This is a genomic window from Acinetobacter sp. 24-47-39, assembly GCF_056783825.1.
On sequence record NZ_JBWYIP010000012.1, the window covers coordinates 60,292 to 79,731 of the forward strand.

Genomic DNA, 19,440 nt, shown 5'->3' on the forward strand with positions numbered 1-19,440 from the left:
TTAATTGATGAATGATTTGAATATATGAATGTATTACTTCAAAATCGCATTCTCTTCAATTAATTCTCCCCCAGCGCATTTAACGCCAACACTTAAATGTGCATATTCACTGACCACAACATCATGGTCGAGAAGTACACCTAAATTTAATAAGACACCATTTTTAATAATCACATTGGAGCTTAATATACAACCCGCCATAATTGAAACTCCCTTTCCAATTTTTACACTCGGGCTGATAATTGCGCTTGGATGTATGATAGTAGCCAAAGGTATATCGTGCGCTATAAGAATTTCATGCCATTGACGTCTAATTTCATTATTTCCTACAGCAGCAATGCCCTCAACATACTTATTTTCAATCCATTCTTTTAAACCCACAATATTCGAAACAATTTTAATTCCATTGATTACCCTCTTGTTCGGCCATTGATCATCCACAAAATAGATATTAGACCACTGATTTAACAATTGTGCGACTTCAGCCAATACTTGACCATAACCACCAGCACCTAGAATGAGTAATTCAGGTAAAGTTGTATTTTGCTCAGGCATTAGGATTCCCTGCTTTTAGGAAAACTGCTATGAGTACCAAAGGTAAATAAGCAATTAAAACACCCAGTTCAGGCATAACAAAATATTCTTGAACTGTGAAGTAAGCGATTGGGAATAGCCATAAGATATTAATAAACACAACACTTATGGTCACTGGCGTATGACTTCCCCATTTGCGTGATAAAATTTGATAGCCATGACTTCGATGTGCATCATACATTTTGTAGCCACTCAATACACGTTTAACAAGTGTATATGTTGCATCTACAATAAAAACACCCAGGCAAATAATCCATGCACAAAACAGAGCTATATTTTCTTTTAAAGCAATAAGGGCCAAAATACCCAAAGTTAGCCCTAAAAAGCCGCTACATGCATCCCCCATAAAAATCTTAGCTTTGGGAAAATTCCATAATAAAAAGCCAAATACAGATACTGCGAGTAATAAAAGAATATCAGTATTTAAAGATGGGCTAAGAACATAGTATATAATTGCCATACTTAATGTGGTTGAGATTGCTTCAATACTCGCAATACCATTAATACCATCCATAAAGTTATATAGATTGAGCAACCACACCAAAAATAATACCGCAATAATATTGGCGATAAAGCCAAGTTCTAGACCATTAAAAACAGTCACTTCAGCAAAGCCACCTAAGCTGATCACAACACCAATTGCGACTAAAAAATGGATTGCTAAACGTAGCATGGAGTTGATATGCCCATGGTCATCGAGAAAGCCCAGTAAAGCGATAACAAACCCTGCAGCCATCAGGGTTAAGCCCAAATGTACTGTCACTTGTTGGCTATAAATTAACACTACGAGTGCCAGTAAATAACTACATACCACCGCAACCCCACCACCGCGCGGCGTGGGTACACTGTGGGAGCTACGTTCATTAGGATTATCTATAATATTTTTCTTAAGAGCATAATGACGCATATAACCTGTGAATAATAATGTCAGTACAAAAAATACCATCATCAATGCAAAAATTGACATACGTTAATTACTCTTTCATTTTTAAGTAGTTTCGGCCAGCTTGTAGCATGGCTTGTTGGGTAGTCAGAGGGGCTTTCCATCCTAACAACTTCTGAGCTTTTGCAGTATCGACCTCTAGTGATTCAAATAACTGCTCGTAGAGTTTGGATTTCCCAACACATGCTGCGCCTAGTTTCATAAGTGGTTGCGGAATATAAATAAAACGTGCGGGTTTCCCCATGCCTTGCTTTAAGTATTGGACTAGTTCACGTGTTGAAATACGTGTTTGATCTGCTACTAGAAATGTTTGATTGGCTGCATTCGGATGTTCAATACAGATTGGAATAAAGTCTACCAAATTTTCAAGCGCGATAAAGCTGCGTTTATTTTTTGTGCCAGCAAAAGGTAAAGGTAAATTGCTTGTAACCAATTTGAGTAACCGGGCAAAGTTACCTGGTGCATCAGCAGCATAAACTAAAGGTGGGCGAATAATAACGAGCTCTGTATCTGTACCAGCAAATAGCTTTTTAAGTTCTTGATCAGCTTCTAGTTTAGAAACCGCATAATCTGCATGAGGTTGTGGTAAAGCATCTTCTGTAAATGGTTCCTGCAGCGTCACAGAACCATTCACACCAATTGAACTCATAAATATGAAGCGTTTTACTTTTTTATCTAAAGCCTGACGTGCTAATTGCAAAGTACCTTCTACATTCACCTTACGAAATTCGCTCAATGGATCTGTCACTTTTTCATTTAAAATATGCGCACGACCTGCTAAATGTATAATAACATCAATATCTTCAGACCACTGTATTGAAAAAATATCATCACCAATTAATTGACGGACATCACTAGGTAGTGTCTTTACCGCTTTTCTTGATAAGACGATTAACTCTAAGCTTCTATTCTGATGTAGTTCTTGTATTAATGTTTGCCCTACAAAACCAGAGGCACCTGTTACTAAAACTCTCATATTTTCTCTGCTTACACTATTTAATTAATTCTAAAATTTTGCTAGATAATTTTTTATATTGTAAATTTTCAGTTGCATAACGATGACCATTCATCCCCATTTGATCTCTTTCAACTTGAGTCATATTTTTAATGAAGCATATAGATGAAAAAATTGCTTGTGGATTTTCAGCCTCAACCGTTAGACCTGCTTTAGCCAACATCACTGGATCACCTTTACCAGAAAAAGCATGAATAATTGGACGCCCAGAATATAGATATTCAGGCAATTTATTTGGTGCTATACCAAAACGATAAAGTGAATTTTTATGCCAACCAATATAACATGCATCAAAAAGAGCCAACATTGATTGAATTTGTTTTTTAGGGATAGGATCAATAAACGTGATATTGGTTAAGCCTAAACTCGACACTCTTTCTTGCATGTTTTGTTTCTCTTTCCCACCACCAACTAAAACATAATGAATATTTTCATCGTAGCGACTAAAAACCGCAGCATCTATTAGAGTATCAATTGCATTTGCAACACCAATCGTCCCAGTATAACCAACAATAAATTTATCATTAGGTAATAATGCTTTAATTTCAACATCTAAAGGCTCTGGATTGGCTACTTCATCTAGTGAGAATCCGTTCGGAATCCAATGAAATTTCCCCTTCTCCATTCCTCTGCACTGCATATGTTCAACAGCATTAAATAAATTAGAAATTACAAAATCGGATTTTTGATATGCACGATCTTCAATCCATTGCATCAAACGAATGAAAGGATGTTTTTTTGAATATCCACCTAATTCTAACAATGTTAAAGGCCAAATATCCCTTACTTCAAAACAATATTTTGATTTATAAAAATTGGCGAGCCATTTTGAACCAAGATACCCTATAGGTGAAGGTGATGAAAATAAAATTAAATCAGGTTTGTCTTGAATAACCGTTCGAAGCTGTCTAATTTTATTTGAAAAAATAAACCAATTAAAAACACGTTGTTTGCTATGTGCCTCAGTATATTCAGGCAATTTAACCCAAACAAACTGCATATTTTCAGAAATTTTTTCAATTTTAAAATCATCTTGAAACAATGGTGGTTTACGAAGTAAATGGCTAGAACTACTCGCAATTAAAAAAACTTGATGGCCTTGTTTAGCTAGCTCTTCTGCTAAATAATAATGACGCCCCCCCATTCCTGTTCCAGGAGTGGAAGCGTATTGGTTAATTATCCAAAAAGTACTTTTCTGAATCATATTTTCAAATGCCTTTTTAAAAATTATCTCAACTATATAATTTAAAATGATAAAAAAATTACTAACTATGGAAATGAGAATTATAACAACATAATTTAATTACAAATTCATCAAACTAGATAATTTTTGATTACTAAGCTCCTGATTAAAATCAGTTGATAATTTTTTAAAAGCATTAACAATAATAGTATCTGTAAGTTTAGGATCCATTAACAACCTTAGTATTGCATCTGCTAACGCAATAGAATTTTTATCTTCAACCAACAAACCTGTTTCATCATTTTGGATTAATTCAGATATCGAACCTGTATCAGTGGCGATACAAGGAATACCAAAGCTCATAGCCTCCATTAATGAAACAGGTATGCCTTCATGACAACCATTACCCAAATCAACACTAGGTTGACAGTAGAGATTATACCCCTCTATCTTTAATTTATTTTGAACTTCAGAGTAAGGTAAACCTCCTAATAAATTAATATAACTTTGAAGTTGCAAAGATATTATTTGATTTTTTAATTGCTCTTCTAAATCACCTGAACCTATTAAGTCCAAATAAACTTTATATCCTTTTTTATGTAAAATACTAATTGTTTCAATTAAATATTTATGGCCTTTTACTGGAATAAGGTTACCAATACACAATATTCTTACGTTATCACTATAATCTATTTTTCTTTCGCAAAAAATAGGTAGAGATAATCCTAAATATATATTTTTTATTTTTCTGTTATACTTTTCCACAATATCTTTGTTAATAAAATCTGTAGACTTACGTGAAATTAGCCTGATAAAATCCGCATACTTAAATTTCACATCAAAATTGTTTGCATCTATAAGATCCCAACGATGGCCTGTTGCACCAAAAGGAATATTAGTCATTAAGTGTAATAGAAGGGCAAGCTGAGTCGGTGCTGACAACCAATGAGCATATATAAAATCAATATTTTTTTTTCTAATTTGATAATATATATATATGGACTTTGGAATTAATAAAAAATTTCTTAATGTTTTAAATACAGACTTATCTATACAACTAAATATGAGTTTAAAAAAAACGTGAGGATTTGAAATAAGAAAAAAAACAAATGGTAATATATATCTAAAGCTCAATAATTGTAAACTCCAATACTCTAAATTATTAGCCAATAATTTATCTATTTTCAGCTCCCCTCTAGGATAAGTTGGGATAACAATTACTTTTGCATATTTTGAAAAACTATTTAACTCAGGATTAATAAAACTTTCTCCTTTACCAAACGGGTATGAAGAAGTTAAAAATAATATTTTTTTAACCATGTTTTTTCCTTCCAAAATATGCAATACAATAGCCTATAAAAAACCATATAAGTTTAGTTTTAAAAAATGCTACAAAAATTCCAACGGAGTCACTAGCAATTAAAGTAATCATACTAGCTGTATAAGACCCATACAAATAAGCTCCAAATATAGAAACATGAGCTTGAAATCTTATAAATAGACTAATGTTTTTCCAAAACCACCCCCATAAAATTGACCAAAGAAAAATTCCAGCCAAACCGAAATTAAGATAGCCCTCAGCCAAGAAAAAGAATTGTCTTCCTTCGTTAGGTAATGCACTTGGATCATAATATGTACGATAATACCACACCCCATTACCATAACCCTTGTCACTCCATATTGCTCTAGGCACCCATTGCAAAAATATATCAAATAAAGTCATACCATATTTCATTTCTGAATATGGTAATTTCTCCATAAGCATAGGTACTGTCTCGTATGGTATGACAAACTGCCCAGTCGTCAAAGTATAAAACATACCTGATTTATCATTTTCTAAATTATCATATTGCTGACTAAAACTAGATGTAAACGTTTCAATAGACTCATAATTCGCCTGTCTTGCGAAACCCAAAATATTTAAAAAAATAAATCCTAATAATATTATTGGTAATACTTTTTTTAAAGAAATATGTCTAATCAAAACCGAGTAAAAAATTATATAAGTTAAAGCCCACACCGCAATTTCTGAGCGACGTGCTAATATAATTTGTACCAAAATAGTACTTACAATGATAAAAATAGAAATAATAAGATCTTTTTTTTGCTTGCTTTTAACATAAGCACAAAGAAACATTATAGAAGATGTGCTAATTATAGAAAGAGAAGAAGCTAACAAAGGGTTTACAGAAAATATCTCAGTTACACCATATCCCAGCAAAAGAACACTCAAAGGCCCTCCGTAAGGAATAGATAATACAAAAAATAAAATCATGCCTAACGAGAGCAAAAAATAACCTGAAAATGAAAAATTAAGAACCTTGTTCTCAATTGAATTTGTCTTTTTTTTAATTATATTGGCAAGTATGCTAGATGAAGTTAATCTATAAGAACTATAAAAAAGCACAACACAAATTGTCGTAACTATTAATGAATATGGATAAATATTTTTCAAATCGTAAAAATATTGAGTCACATTACCTTCAATAGGTAAATCATATATATACCGCAATGTAAGTGGTGATACATACAAAACTATCAACAATAGAAAAACATATAAAGGATCATGCCATTTTCTATTGACTATTAATTTATCTATCAAAAATATACTTAAAATAGATATTAAAAAAATAAAATATGTAAATGCTATCATATTAATTTTAACTTATAGAGAGATACAGAGAATGCTAAATATTAAGGACTATTCAGTTAGATCAATTACTCTATTTTTAATTTTTCTAGCTGGAACTCCCCCCCAAATCTCCATCGAAGGAACATTTTTTGTCACTACAGCCCCAGCTGCAATGACCGCTCCATATCCTATAGTCACTCCTTGTAATATAACAGTATTTGCACCTATCCAGACTTCATCTTCAATAATAACCTTTCTAACAGGCAAATCTGATGATAAAGATAATTCCTTTAACTTAGGTGAATACGGAGACATAGAAGGTAAATTTATATTATGCTCCGTTGGCCCTATTAGCACATTGTATGCAATAGACACATATTTACCTACTAGTGCATTAGATATAATTCCAGAGTTTATATAACTTCCTTTACCCATATGTACACTACTTGCAATTTGAGCATTACCAATAAATTTGACACCTCTTAATTCCGCTTTAGGATGTATCTTTGCACCTTTACCTAATTTCACCCCTAGACATGAAGCTTTAATAAAACCACAAATATAAAGTAATTTTAAAGAAAATAACAAAAAAATATTATTGAATAGTCGCACACTTTCTCCACGAAATAAAACAAAATATCAATAATATTATGTACTCGACTACAACTAATGAAAATGCTATAGAATTTAATGTTTTGTATTCAAAAAACATTAACAAGCCAACAATACACAAACAAGATAATGTTTTAAGCACATAAATTATTGATATACTTCTAAAGTAACCTTGCGACATTAAAAAACAAGTCAATAAGTTATTTAAATACAAAGCAATGATTGCAGAAAGAAGTATTTTAGTAGGCATTATAACCCCACCAATCTGATCACCAAATATAGCAGGTAGTATTTTAGGTAAAAACCAATAACATACTAATACAACAGGAATTAGAAAAAAACTTATCTTAAAAAATTTAAATAATTCTTTTTTAATCAAATCAATATCGCTGACTCTTGACCACTTATTAAAAAACAGAGGAGCAACCATATTTAATGGCAAGGTAAATAATATATATATATATAAAGCTATACTAAATAAACCTACTTCTCCTTTACTAAAACCATATGTACTCATCAACCAATATATTCCCAAAGGAAGTAATGTACTAGCCAACGATTGAATAAAAACACTGAATCCATTATCCACCAACTTAGACCATGGAATCCTCCTAAAAATTAAAGAATCTGTTTTTTTTTCATTTTTCTTCAAATTAATTGCTACAAAAACAAATGCTAATAGTGTGGAAAATATATATATTAAAGGGAAATTAATATTATCTCGGTAAAAAAAAGAATATATTACAAAAATCAAAAATAATGTTATTGCTGGTGCAATAGTTACATATGCAAACTTATTACCATCATTAATGGTTAAAAATAACCCCCTCATCAAATTATAGCCAGTTAGGCATGAAACACTAACAGCTATAAAAAAATAACTCCAAATGTTTAAAAATTCCTGTTTTTGAATATACTCAAACCAAGTATAAGTTGCTATAAAGCAAATAAAGCAAATAAAAAATATATATCTTAATGTAAATTTTTCCAGTTGTTCTAATGAAATATTTAGTTGATTAACACCATAAATAAAACTTTGAGGCAAACCAAAACAGGCTGCCACAACAGCTAAGTCAATCCATGATTTAATTAAAACGAACTGACCTTGTAGCTCAATACCATGTTTATTGGTAATTAACCATACCAAAAACAAAGAGCTTAAGGTTCCGAACGTTTGAATTATTAATGAAAAACCAATTTTCCTAATCATAAATGCTTCGATTTAGCCAAATATTGTAGCACATCACTACTTTTTATAATTTGAATTGCTTGGGGATTCATAGGTAAACTAATGACTTTTTCAGAAAGTACATCTCCAACTGGTAAATAAACATCTCTGTTGGCAACAGCAGGCTGTTTATTCAATGGAATTGGATAATGTACTGCTGTGGGGATACCCAACTCTTTCAACTTCTCTTGTACAGCATCACGGTTTTCAACTTGAATGGTATATTGTGCCCAAGCACTTTGATTATATGACTCAATAAATGGCGTAGTTTCAATACCTGCTTCATTAAACAACATATTATATGTTTCAGCAATAAATTGACGAGCTTGTCTTTCCTCATCCAAAATCTCTAATTTTGGTAATAGAATCGCAGCTTGCAAAGTATCTAAACGGCTATTCACTCCAACACGAATGTGATGATAACGACGGTCTTGACCATGACGTGCAATTTGACGAATCACTTTTGCGAGCTCATCATCATTAGTAAAGATCGCACCACCATCCCCATAGCAACCTAAAGGCTTACTTGGGAAGAAACTTGTACAAGCCACAGTAGTTAAGTTACAACTTTTACGACCTTTATAGGTTGCACCAAAGCTTTGCGCAGCATCTTCAATAACAGGAATATTATATTTCGCAGCAATTACATTGATTGCATCAAAATCAGCGCATTGACCATATAGACTAACAGGAATAATCGCCTTAGTACGTGGTGTAATCGCTGCCTCTAATTGTTCAACATCCAAATTATATGTATTTGGATTGACATCGACATATACGGGAGTCGCACCCAATATTGCAACTGTTTCAGCGGTTGCAATATAGGTAAAACCGGGCGTAATCACTTCATCACCTGGACCGATACCAAACGCCATTTGGGCAATTTGCAAGGCATCGGTTCCATTTGCACATGTAATACAGTATTTTGCACCTACATAAGCAGCAAGTTTTTCTTCTAACGCTGCAACCTCTGGTCCAAGAATATATTGACCATGGGTTAAAACATTTTGAATACCCGCTTCAATCTTATCTTTTAAACGAGCTTGCTGAGCTTTTAAATCAATAAATTCAATCATTTTATGCCTGTTCTTTAGTTACAGTGCAACCAGACAAACGGTATATCGCACCTGTATGTGCACACACAGATTCTGCATTGCCCGTTAAAGGTAAATCCAATTGTTCACCAAACTCACTCATCCAACCAATTTGTTTTGCTGGAACACCTACCATCAATGCATATGCCGGTACGTCTTTATTAATGACCGCACCAGCACCAACAAACGAGTACTCACCAATTGTTACACCACAAACAATCGTACAGTTTGCACCTAGTGTTGCACCTTTTTTAACTAATGTATTTCGATATTGGTCTTTACGTTCAATTAAAGAGCGTGGGTTATAAACATTGGTAAACACCATACTTGGTCCACAAAAAACGCCTTCTTCCAAAGTCACGTTATCGTATACCGAAACATTATTTTGAACTTTACAATGGTCGCCAATCACGACTTTATTGCCAACGAATACGTTTTGTCCTAAAGATACGCCTTGACCGATTTTAGCACCGCCACATACGTGAACAAAATGCCAAACTCGCGAATCGCTTCCTATTTGCGCACCCTCATCAACAATCGCTGTTTCATGTTGATAAAAACTCATAATCATTCCCTGAATTATTTTACTTTTGCTAATAATGGATGCGGATTCGCAGGATTTTCCACAATAGGAGCAACACGAATGACTTCCACTGTTTCAATTGCCGCACGGTTTTCTTCCACACCGTAGCCCTTGCCTTCCAAAATACGTTGATAACTCTGAGTATGTAAATCTGTAAAGCCACCTGAAAACTCGAGTTCTTCATTTTCAATCGTAATACTACGGTAAGTTAGCTTTTCACCTTTTACAGCATTCGACGGCAAATTATTTGCATCGATAGACAAGAACCAACGAACACGTGCTCTTTCATATTCTAAATAACCTGATGCAGTTTTTTCATCACGGTAATGAACTTCATTTTTTACAATTTTACCAAAGATAAAATGCAGCATGTCATAGAAATGCACGCCAATATTGGTTGCTACACCACCTGATTTATTATCAACACCTTTCCAGGATTTTAAGTACCATTTACCACGTGAAGTCAGATAAGTTAAATCAACATCAAATACTTTATCTGCTGGCGCAGCTTGTACTTTATCGCGTAAAGCAATAATGGATGGGTGTAAACGTAACTGAAGGATTGAATTTACTTTAGCACCATATTGTTTTTCATATTCAGACAATAAATTAAGATCTTCTGAATTAAGAACCAATGGTTTTTCACAAATTACATCGATGCCGTTTTTTAAGGCATACTTCATATGGGGCGCATGTAAATAGTTCGGTGAACAAATCGCAACATAATCCAGTTTTTCACCTTTGAGCTTTTGATCCTCTACATAAGCTTCAAACTCTTCAAACTCAGTAAAGAATTCAGCTTCAGGGAAATGACTATCCATAATCCCTACTGAATCATTTACGTCCATTGCAACAGCCAAAGTGTTACCTGTTTCTTTAATTGCTTTTAAGTGACGTGGTGCGATGTATCCTGCCGCACCTATAAGGGCAAATTTCTTCATTCTATAAACTTCTTTCAAACATCTAAATAATATTAGAGACGGAATACTGTAAAGCCTTCAGCAGTTAATTGCTCGCGATCAAATAAGCTTTTCACATCTGCCAAAACGGGCTTATCTCCACGGACAAATTCGCGTAGTTGAGTAGCCGTCATATGACGAAACTCATTGTGTCCCACAGCGACAACCAAACTATCCACCTGATTTTCAGAGTTAACGACACCTAATTCAATACCGTATTCATGCTTAACTTCTTCTGCATCCGCCCAAGGATCACAAACAACCACGTTAACATTCCATTGTTTAAATTCATTAATAACATCTGCAATTTTACTATTACGAATATCGGGACAATTTTCTTTAAAAGTTACACCTAATACACCTACAGTTGCTGTAGTGACATCAATGCCATTTTGAATCATGCGTTTAATCGTAGAGTGAGCAACATAACGAGACATATCGTCATTAATACGACGACCCGCTAAAATCACCTGCGGGTTATAACCTACCTCTTCCGCTTTGTGTGTTAAATAATATGGATCAACACCAATACAGTGACCACCGACTAGACCTGGACGGAAAGGTAAGAAATTCCACTTACTTCCTGCTGCCTCTAATACATCTAGAGTATCAATATTTAATCGATCAAATATCACGGAGAGCTCATTCACTAAAGCAATATTAATATCACGTTGTGTATTCTCGATGACTTTCGCTGCTTCAGCTACTTTAATGCTTGATGCTTTGTGTGTTCCTGCTGTGATAATGGACAAATAGACTTGATCAACAAATTCAGCTACTTCAGGTGTACTACCACTGGTTATCTTTTTAATTTTAGTCAGCGTATTTACTTTATCGCCTGGGTTAATACGTTCAGGACTATAACCAGCAAAGAAGTCTTGGTTAAATTTCAAGCCAGACACTTGCTCTAATACTGGAATACAAACTTCCTCTGTAGCTCCTGGATAAACAGTAGATTCATAGACAACTATATCCCCCTTTTTAATCACCTGCCCCAAACTCGCACTGGCTTTTTTTAGAGGAGTTAAATCAGGACGGTTTGCTTCATCCACCGGCGTTGGGACTGTCACAATAAAAAAGTTACATTGTTTTAAATCTTCTAAATCCGCTGAAAAGCTTAATTGTTTTGATTCCGATAATTGTTGTGGTGAAACTTCCAATGTGTGATCTTGACCACTTTTTAACTCATCAACGCGTTTATGATGAATATCAAATCCTACAACAGGTATTTTCTTCCCAAATTCTACTGCTAATGGCAGGCCTACATAACCTAAACCAATCACTGCTATTTTTAAGTTCGATACATTAAGCATCCGTTATACCTTATAGTATTTAATATCAATTTAACGGCGCCTAATATAACAGATCCCAAATTAAATATTGATGTAAAATGATCACAATTGAAAAAAATAATTACATAACTCCATGATCTTAATCACAATCAAGCAACAAAAAACGGTTTTATATTCACATTGGCGCTAGGCGTTATAGGTTTATTCCTATAATATAGCTCAACAAATATCAGCTTAGATTTTTGAATCTATTTTAAATATTCTACTAATTAAAAAATGATAGGAATTCGAGTGAGTTACTACCGCTATAGTTTATTATTAGCACTCAGCTTAAGTTTTACAGGTTGCGCTGTGACTTCAGGTCTGCAAACCTATGATTTGCCAGAAGAAGGTGTTTTTCAGACCGACTTAGGCACGCAAGTCAATGTCATCAAACTCACTCAAGAGTCCCTTTTTGCTGTTCAACCTGCACAAGTCAATGTTCACCAAGATTTGGGACATTTGTTTCTACAAAATCAAAAACAATATCTACTCAGTGCTGGTGACGTATTATCCATTTATCTATGGGCATATCCAGAAATTACACCGCCCACCAATACCATTAATAATGAAGAAGCCATTAAATCTAACGGCTATCAAATCGACTCTCGTGGCTATATTCAATTTCCAATTATTGGACGGTATAAAGCGGCTGGCAAAAGTTTAGATCAAGTCAATCAAGAACTTCGTCAATTACTTGCACGTTATTTGAAAACCCCAGATGTTATTGCTCGAGTTTTGTCTTATCAAGGTCAACGCTATTCGGTACAAGGCAATGTCATGAAAGGTGGTCAATATTCCCTGAATGACCAACCCACCAGTATCTATACTGCGCTTGGTTTAGCCGGTGGTGTCAATACACAATTCGGTGCAAATACATCGATTAGTCTGGTTCGAAATGGTCAAACTTATAATTTAAATTCGATTGAGCTGGAGAAAGCAGGGTTTTCGCTACACAATCTTTTGGTTCAAGCCAATGATACGATTTACGTGAACTCACGCGAAAATCAAAAAATCTATGTGATGGGTGAGTCAGGTAAAAACCAATCTCTTCCAATGCGTGATCAAGGCATGACTTTAAGTGATGTGATTGGGGAGAGCTTAGGGCTAAATCCATTGTCTGCGAGCAGCAGCCGTATTTATGTAGTACGCAGTCAAGCTGACTCTCCGATGACTGAAATCTTCCATATGGATCTGTCTAGTATTGCTAATTTTGGTCTCGCTAATCAGTTTAAAATGCAAAGTAATGATATTGTTTATGTCGATGCAACGGGTCTAACGCGCTGGCAACGTGTGGTCAACCAGGTTATTCCTTTTTCCAATGCTTTATATAATTTAGATCGTTTGGGGAATTGATGAATTTTAAAAATATCTTAGTGGTCTGTATTGGAAATATCTGTCGAAGCCCCATGGCAGAGTATTTCCTAAAAGATGCGTACCCTGATCGAAAAATTCACTCTGCTGGGATTTCAGGCTTAGTTGGTCATCCTGCAGATGATAAAGCATTACAATGTATGCAAAATTTCGGTATAAATATGCAAGATCATGTGGCGCGTAAACTGAATGCTGAATTGGTCAAAAATGCGGATTTGATTCTTGTCATGAGCCAGAACCAACAGAAGCATATCGAACAAACATGGCCATACGCAAAAGGAAAAACCTTTCGCTTGGGGCACTGGCGTGAAAAAAATATTGCGGATCCTTACCAACACGATCAAGCATTCTTTAATGACACCTGTCAGTTGATTCAGGATTGTATCGCTGATTGGAAAAAACACCTTTAATATTTTGAATAAAGATTATGAGTCAAACCGCGAATACCGAAGATACAATTGATTTAAAAGAATTATTTTTTTCATTAATCGCACAATGGAAACTGATTGCCTTGTGTGTGATTTTGAGTCTGGTCTGTGCCCTACTCTACTTGCGTACAACACCAGATACCTACTCTGTTGATGCTTTGGTCCAAGTTGAAGAAAGTAAAGGTACATCAGCTGCACTTTTGGGTGATCTCTCAAGTATGATTGAGCAGAAACAACCCGCTCAAGCAGAAATTGAAATCTTGAAATCTCGATTAGTCCTCGGTTCAGTAATCAATCAATTGAATCTTGATTTAAAAATTGAAGGTACTCAAAACTCATTTTTCGATCGGTTGTTTGCACCACATGACTATTCGACCAATTATTCACGTCAATCTGTGATTTTTAACGATGACGAACAATCTTTTGCGATTCCCCATTTCCATGTTCCTCAGAAATTTCGTGACCGTGCATTGGCACTTAATTTTACTGAGAAACAATTTACCCTGACGGATATAAAAACCGAAGAAGTGGTGCTAAAAGGTTCAGTAAACCAACTCAATCAAAGCTCTACCCGTGATGGCGTATGGAAAGTTGAGATTCGTACACAAGATCAATTGAATGACCGGTATCTCATCACCAAACAGTCTTTGCCTGCTGCGATGAAATCACTTTTGGCTAACTATTCAGTGGCTGAAAAAGGGAAAATGACTGGTGTTCTAGGGCTAAACTATCAAGGTCAAGATAAAGAACATATTACAAAAGTCCTGAATACGATTTTAAATGCGTATAGTCAGCAAAATGTAGAACGTCGTTCTGCAGAAACTGCGCAAACATTGAAATTCTTGGATGAACAACTCCCAGAACTAAAACAACAACTGGATGTCGCCGAACGTGAATTTAACAAATTCCGTCAAGGCTTTAATACGGTTGATGTCACCAAAGAATCTGAATTGTATCTTACGCAAAGTGTTGCCTTAGAAACACAAAAAGCAGAACTTGAGCAAAAAGTCGCTGAAGCGGGTGCGAAATACACCAATGAACATCCAATCATGCAACAAATGAACGCTCAACTTGGCGCGATCAATAAAAAAATTAATGAATTGGATGGCACATTAAAACAACTCCCTGACTTGCAACGTCGCTATCTACAGTTATTCCGTGAAGTTGAAGTCAAGCAACAGTTATATACAGCATTGCTTAATTCGTACCAGCAACTTCGCATTGCGAAAGCAGGGGAAATTGGCAATGTTCGTATTGTTGATACTGCTGTAGAACCAATTGAACCTATTAAACCTAAAAAATTACAGATTTTAATTTTGTCGATCTTCCTTGGTGGTTTTCTCGGGACACTTCTGGCGCTGTTACGTAATATGATGCGTTCAGGCATTAAAGACTCAAGTCAAATTGAAAATGAATTGGATCTGCCAGTGTATGCAACAGTACCGCGTTCTCCCGTGCAAGAAAGCCGCATTAAGATGCTGAAAAAGCATAAGAAAATCCCAATTCTTGCCATTAAGAATAGCGATGATATTGCGATTGAGAGTTTACGCAGTATGCGCACGGCGATTCATTTTGCGCTGAGTTCAGCTCGAAATAATGTGATTATGATTTCTGGTCCTGCACCTGAAGTGGGTAAATCATTTATTTCAACCAATTTAGCAACAATATTAGCGCAAGCCGACAAACGTGTTTTGATTATTGATGCTGACTTACGTCGTGGTTATCTACACAAATATTTCAATATTGAAACACAGCCAGGTTTGACTGATTACATGACAGATCAGCACTCTCTACAAAATATTATTCGAGACACTGAAGTCGCTGGTTTAAGTGTGATCACTCGTGGTAAGAGTCCGAGCAATCCATCTGAGATGTTGAGTTCTGAAAAATTCAAACAGTTGCTTGAACAACTTTCAACACAGTTTGATCATGTGATCATTGACACGCCACCTGTACTTGCGGTGACTGACGGTATTATCATTTCGCAATATGCAGGTGTGAATTTGGTCATTGCTCGCTATGCGAAGACACAAATGAAAGAACTCGAAATCACAGTCAATCGTTTCGAACAAGCCGGTGTTAAAGTGAATGGCTTTATTCTAAATGACATTCAACGTAATGCGGCAGGTTATGGCTATGGTTATAACTATGCGTATGCGTATAAAGCCTCAAAGGACAATGATTAATTATTGTTGAATAAAAGCCTGATCTATTCAGGCTTTTTTTATGCCGATCAAACACTGTATATTTGTGAAATTTTGTTGATTTCATTGAAATTCTATATCGCTGAAAGTGAATTGACGCTATGCTGTTTTGGTTCCGCGATTTTAGAATGTCGCACATATAATTGAAAAAAATTGGAAATCTCATGAGTAAAGCTTTACCCATCGCTGTTGCTGTCGTTTTAGGCGGTGCTGCGCTCGTCCCTGTTTATTATGCAAGTCAACATCCGACATCTGCGACAGTTTCTAGCATGACTGCTGATGCAAAACCGATTGATAAAATCAGTTATGCACTGGGTTATGAAGTTGCCAGCCAAACTCCTCCTGAAGTTGCCATTGATCCGTTTATTGTCGGTGTCCGTGAAGCGCATGCTAAAAAAGAACGTGCCTATACCGATGAAGAACTACAAACTGCTTATGTGGCTTTACAAAAAGAATTAGAAGAAAAGAAAGTCGAAGACTCTAAAGCTGCCAATGCACAAAGCAATAGCTTCCTTGCTGAAAATGCAAAAAAACCGAATGTTAAAACAACTGCTTCTGGTTTGCAGTATCTCGTCAGCAAAGAAGGTACAGGCAAACAACCTGCTGCAAACTCCGTGGTTAAAGTGCATTACACCGGTAAATTACTTGATGGCAAAGTCTTTGATAGCTCGGTTGAACGTGGTGAACCGATTGAATTTCCGTTGAATCAGGTCATCCCTGGTTGGACCGAAGGCCTACAATTGATGAAGGAAGGCGGTAAAGCAACCTTATATATTCCATCAAATCTGGCTTATGGTGAACAGGGTGTTCCTGGTACGATTCCACCAAACAGCACGCTCATTTTTGATGTTGAATTAATCGAAGTCAAATAAGTTAATCAAAAGGAGAGCCCTCAGCTCTCCTTTTTTGGATTTGAATGATGAAAAAAATCTCTATATTAAGCAGTCTGCTGATCCTCAGCTCTGCCTCATTTGCGGCAAACATTAGCAATAAAAGTACTGAGAAAGATCAGCTCGGATATAGCTATGGCTATGTGATGGGACGCACTAATGCGGATACATTAAAAGATATTAATTTGGATGCCTTTATTGAAGGATTGAAACAAGGCTCAACTGGTCAAAAATCGAGTTTAACCGATCAAGAAATGGCGCAGGCTTTAACCAAATACAAAAAGCAGAGTGAATCCAAACAGCTGATCGAATTTCAAAAATTGGCTGCAGAAAATTTAAAATCTGGGCAGCAATTTTTACAAGAGAATGCCAAAAAAGCAGGTATTGTCACACGACCAACAGGGCTGCAATATCAAGTGATTCAGCAAGGTCAAGGCAAAACACCTAAAGCGACGTCTAAAGTGAAAGTTCATTATGAAGGGCGTTTGATCAATGGGACGGTATTCGATAGTTCGATCGCACGTAATCAAGCGGTGGAATTCCAAGTGAGTCAAGTCATTCCGGGTTGGACTGAAGGCTTACAACTCATGAAGGAAGGTGCTAAATACCGCTTCTTTATTCCTGCTGATTTGGCCTATGGTGAGATCGGTTCAGGCGATGCGATAGAGCCGAACAGCACCTTAATCTTTGATGTCGAACTTTTAAAAGTTTTGCCTTAATGTTCACATGACTTATAAAAAACATCGCGGAAGCGATGTTTTTTTATGTTTTTATTGAGAGTCTGTTTGAAGCATTAGCCGTGTTTTAACTGTCTTGGTCTAAAGCCAGTCGCAAATAAACCCATTACATAGGCAACCACACCTAATACACAGAGACCAAGCACTTCAAATACACGCATCCACGGTGCTACATCTGGATTATACCAGCTTAGACCATACCATAAAGCTGCGATCATCACGGCGTTACCGACCATAAATTGGAAAAATAATTTTTTCCAATGCGGACCAAATCGGAATATTTCACGTTTGTGTAAATAGAAATATAGCATCCCGGCATTGACTAAAGCAGAACCTGTAGATGACAACGCCAATGCCATATGGAGTTCTTCCCAGCCCATCCATTTGAAGATACCAATAAAAACTACATTGAGGATGGCATTGGCTGCAACTGCCATTAGGCCAACACGTACTGGGGTTTTGGTATCTTGAATCGCATAAAATCCAGGAGCAAAGACTTTAATCAACATAAATGCCAAGACACCACCACTCATACATTGTAATGCCAAAGCGGTCATTTCTGTCGCTCGTGCATCAAAAGCACCGTGTTGGAACAGCGCTTGAATAATCGGTGTAGACAACATAAATAAAGCGATACTGGCTGGGATACCAGCAAATACGATGACACGTGCAGCCCAATCTAACATGGCCTTAAATTTAGTTTGATCCTGTTCAGCTTTACGCGCAGAGAGTGCAGGCAGAATCACCGTTCCGATGGCTACACCAATTAAGCCCAAAGGCAATTCGGTCATCCGTTCTGCAGTATAAAGCCATGACACAGAACCATTTTGCATAAAAGACGCCCAAATGGTATTGAGTAGTAAATTAATTTGTGTGACTGAAACCCCAAACAGTGCAGGCAACATTAATTTTAAAATACGCTCGACACCTTCGTGCTTAAAATCAACTTTAGGTGGGATCAGGAGTTTTTTGCGCCACAGTTCCGGAATTTGTAGGGCTAATTGCAAAATGCCAGCAAACACCACTGCCCAACCCAATGCCATAATGGGTGTTTCCATATGTGGAGATAACCACAAAGCCCCTGCAATCATAGCAATATTCAACAACACTGGCGCAAATGCGGGTGTGGTAAATGAGCCATAGCTGTTTAAGATACTGCTGGCAAATGCCGTCAGCGACATAAACATCAGGTAGGGAATGGTGAGACGGAATAAGTCGACTGATAAATCAAATTTGGCTGCATCGGCATGAAATCCTGGCGCATAAACATACAATATCGCAGGTGCAACAATCATACACAGCACAGTTAATGCAGTCATCACGGTAAGCAAACATCCGAATACCCGACTAATTAGGATCTGAACTTCAGCATGGAGTTTGGTGGTTTTATATTCTGTGAGAACAGGAATAAATGCTTGGGAAAATGCACCTTCGGCAAAAAGACGCCTAAAAAAGTTGGGAATACGAAACGCTACAACAAAAGTATCGAAGTCTTTACCTGCCCCGAACACATTTAACAGCACCATGTCTCGAATAAGCCCCATGACACGAGACAACATGGTCATTGCACTCACAATAAAGGTGGATCGCCAAAGCGCCATCATATTCACCACTTAAAAAGATTGACGATATT

The 19,440-nt window shown here is 36.1% G+C and carries 18 protein-coding genes; 5 read left to right on the top strand and 13 right to left on the bottom strand.

Translation table 11 applies throughout. From position 1 onward, the window contains the following. Window positions 1-33: 33 nt before the first annotated feature. The 12 genes from AC1M9C_RS11550 to tviB all read right to left on the bottom strand — a co-directional run bounded on the left by AC1M9C_RS11550 (window position 34) and on the right by tviB (window position 12,156). Window positions 34-555, bottom strand: a complete 522-nt coding sequence (locus tag AC1M9C_RS11550) for a PglD-related sugar-binding protein (protein WP_481953736.1) — start codon at window positions 553-555, stop codon at window positions 34-36. Further along, window positions 548-1,561, bottom strand: coding sequence for an MraY family glycosyltransferase (locus AC1M9C_RS11555; protein ID WP_481953737.1), 1,014 nt, complete (start codon window positions 1,559-1,561; stop codon window positions 548-550). The genes AC1M9C_RS11550 and AC1M9C_RS11555 overlap by 8 nt, the downstream gene beginning before the upstream one ends. Window positions 1,562-1,568: 7 nt before the next feature. Further along, window positions 1,569-2,513: an NAD-dependent epimerase/dehydratase family protein gene (locus tag AC1M9C_RS11560; RefSeq protein ID WP_481953738.1), complete on the bottom strand. Its 945-nt coding sequence runs from the start codon at window positions 2,511-2,513 to the stop codon at window positions 1,569-1,571. 16 nt (window positions 2,514-2,529) lie between these two features. Further along, on the bottom strand, window positions 2,530-3,756 hold the full coding sequence (locus AC1M9C_RS11565) for a glycosyltransferase family 4 protein (RefSeq protein ID WP_481953739.1): 1,227 nt from the start codon (window positions 3,754-3,756) through the stop codon (window positions 2,530-2,532). A 99-nt stretch (window positions 3,757-3,855) separates the two neighbouring features. Next, a complete protein-coding gene (locus AC1M9C_RS11570; RefSeq protein ID WP_481953740.1) occupies window positions 3,856-5,055 on the bottom strand; it encodes a glycosyltransferase in 1,200 nt (399 codons plus the stop codon). Then, window positions 5,048-6,388, bottom strand: a complete 1,341-nt coding sequence (locus AC1M9C_RS11575) for an O-antigen polymerase (protein ID WP_481953741.1) — start codon at window positions 6,386-6,388, stop codon at window positions 5,048-5,050. The genes AC1M9C_RS11570 and AC1M9C_RS11575 overlap by 8 nt, the downstream gene beginning before the upstream one ends. 48 nt (window positions 6,389-6,436) lie before the next feature. Further along, window positions 6,437-6,979, bottom strand: a complete 543-nt coding sequence (locus AC1M9C_RS11580; protein ID WP_481953742.1) for a CatB-related O-acetyltransferase — start codon at window positions 6,977-6,979, stop codon at window positions 6,437-6,439. Continuing rightward, window positions 6,963-8,189 carry an MATE family efflux transporter gene (locus AC1M9C_RS11585; protein WP_481953743.1) on the bottom strand — a complete coding sequence of 409 codons (1,227 nt, stop codon included), beginning with the start codon at window positions 8,187-8,189 and terminating at the stop codon, window positions 6,963-6,965. The genes AC1M9C_RS11580 and AC1M9C_RS11585 overlap by 17 nt, the downstream gene beginning before the upstream one ends. Continuing rightward, window positions 8,186-9,283 carry a DegT/DnrJ/EryC1/StrS family aminotransferase gene (locus AC1M9C_RS11590; protein WP_481953744.1) on the bottom strand — a complete coding sequence of 366 codons (1,098 nt, stop codon included), beginning with the start codon at window positions 9,281-9,283 and terminating at the stop codon, window positions 8,186-8,188. Before AC1M9C_RS11590 ends, AC1M9C_RS11585 begins: the two co-directional genes overlap by 4 nt. Window position 9,284: 1 nt before the next feature. Next, a complete protein-coding gene (gene wbpD / locus AC1M9C_RS11595) occupies window positions 9,285-9,866 on the bottom strand; it encodes a UDP-2-acetamido-3-amino-2,3-dideoxy-D-glucuronate N-acetyltransferase (protein WP_481953745.1) in 582 nt (193 codons plus the stop codon). Between the two features lie 14 nt (window positions 9,867-9,880). Further along, on the bottom strand, window positions 9,881-10,825 hold the full coding sequence (locus tag AC1M9C_RS11600) for a Gfo/Idh/MocA family protein (RefSeq protein ID WP_092767955.1): 945 nt from the start codon (window positions 10,823-10,825) through the stop codon (window positions 9,881-9,883). Between the two features lie 32 nt (window positions 10,826-10,857). Next, complete coding sequence (gene tviB / locus AC1M9C_RS11605) at window positions 10,858-12,156, bottom strand: Vi polysaccharide biosynthesis UDP-N-acetylglucosamine C-6 dehydrogenase TviB (RefSeq protein ID WP_481953746.1); 1,299 nt, start codon at window positions 12,154-12,156, stop codon at window positions 10,858-10,860. 270 nt (window positions 12,157-12,426) lie between these two features. Here tviB and AC1M9C_RS11610 point away from each other — a divergent pair, with 270 nt between their 5' ends. From AC1M9C_RS11610 to bamJ (AC1M9C_RS11630), 5 genes are all read left to right on the top strand, one after another. Next, window positions 12,427-13,530, top strand: coding sequence for a polysaccharide biosynthesis/export family protein (locus tag AC1M9C_RS11610; protein WP_481953747.1), 1,104 nt, complete (start codon window positions 12,427-12,429; stop codon window positions 13,528-13,530). Then, window positions 13,530-13,958, top strand: coding sequence for a low molecular weight protein-tyrosine-phosphatase (locus AC1M9C_RS11615; protein ID WP_092767959.1), 429 nt, complete (start codon window positions 13,530-13,532; stop codon window positions 13,956-13,958). Before AC1M9C_RS11610 ends, AC1M9C_RS11615 begins: the two co-directional genes overlap by 1 nt. Before the next feature lie 17 nt (window positions 13,959-13,975). Continuing rightward, window positions 13,976-16,162, top strand: coding sequence for a polysaccharide biosynthesis tyrosine autokinase (locus tag AC1M9C_RS11620; RefSeq protein ID WP_481953748.1), 2,187 nt, complete (start codon window positions 13,976-13,978; stop codon window positions 16,160-16,162). Between the two features lie 182 nt (window positions 16,163-16,344). Beyond that, the gene (gene bamJ / locus AC1M9C_RS11625) at window positions 16,345-17,052 is read left to right on the top strand and encodes a BamJ family beta-barrel-assembly machinery protein (RefSeq protein ID WP_035267750.1); all 708 of its coding nucleotides are present in this window, start codon (window positions 16,345-16,347) and stop codon (window positions 17,050-17,052) included. A 47-nt stretch (window positions 17,053-17,099) separates the two neighbouring features. Continuing rightward, a complete protein-coding gene (bamJ, locus tag AC1M9C_RS11630; protein ID WP_481953749.1) occupies window positions 17,100-17,789 on the top strand; it encodes a BamJ family beta-barrel-assembly machinery protein in 690 nt (229 codons plus the stop codon). 74 nt (window positions 17,790-17,863) lie between these two features. Here the strand turns inward: bamJ (AC1M9C_RS11630) and murJ are convergent, their stop codons facing one another. After that, window positions 17,864-19,417 (bottom strand): murein biosynthesis integral membrane protein MurJ, encoded by a 1,554-nt coding sequence (gene murJ / locus AC1M9C_RS11635; protein ID WP_481953768.1) that lies wholly within the window; start codon window positions 19,415-19,417, stop codon window positions 17,864-17,866. Between the last annotated feature and the right edge of the window lie 23 nt (window positions 19,418-19,440).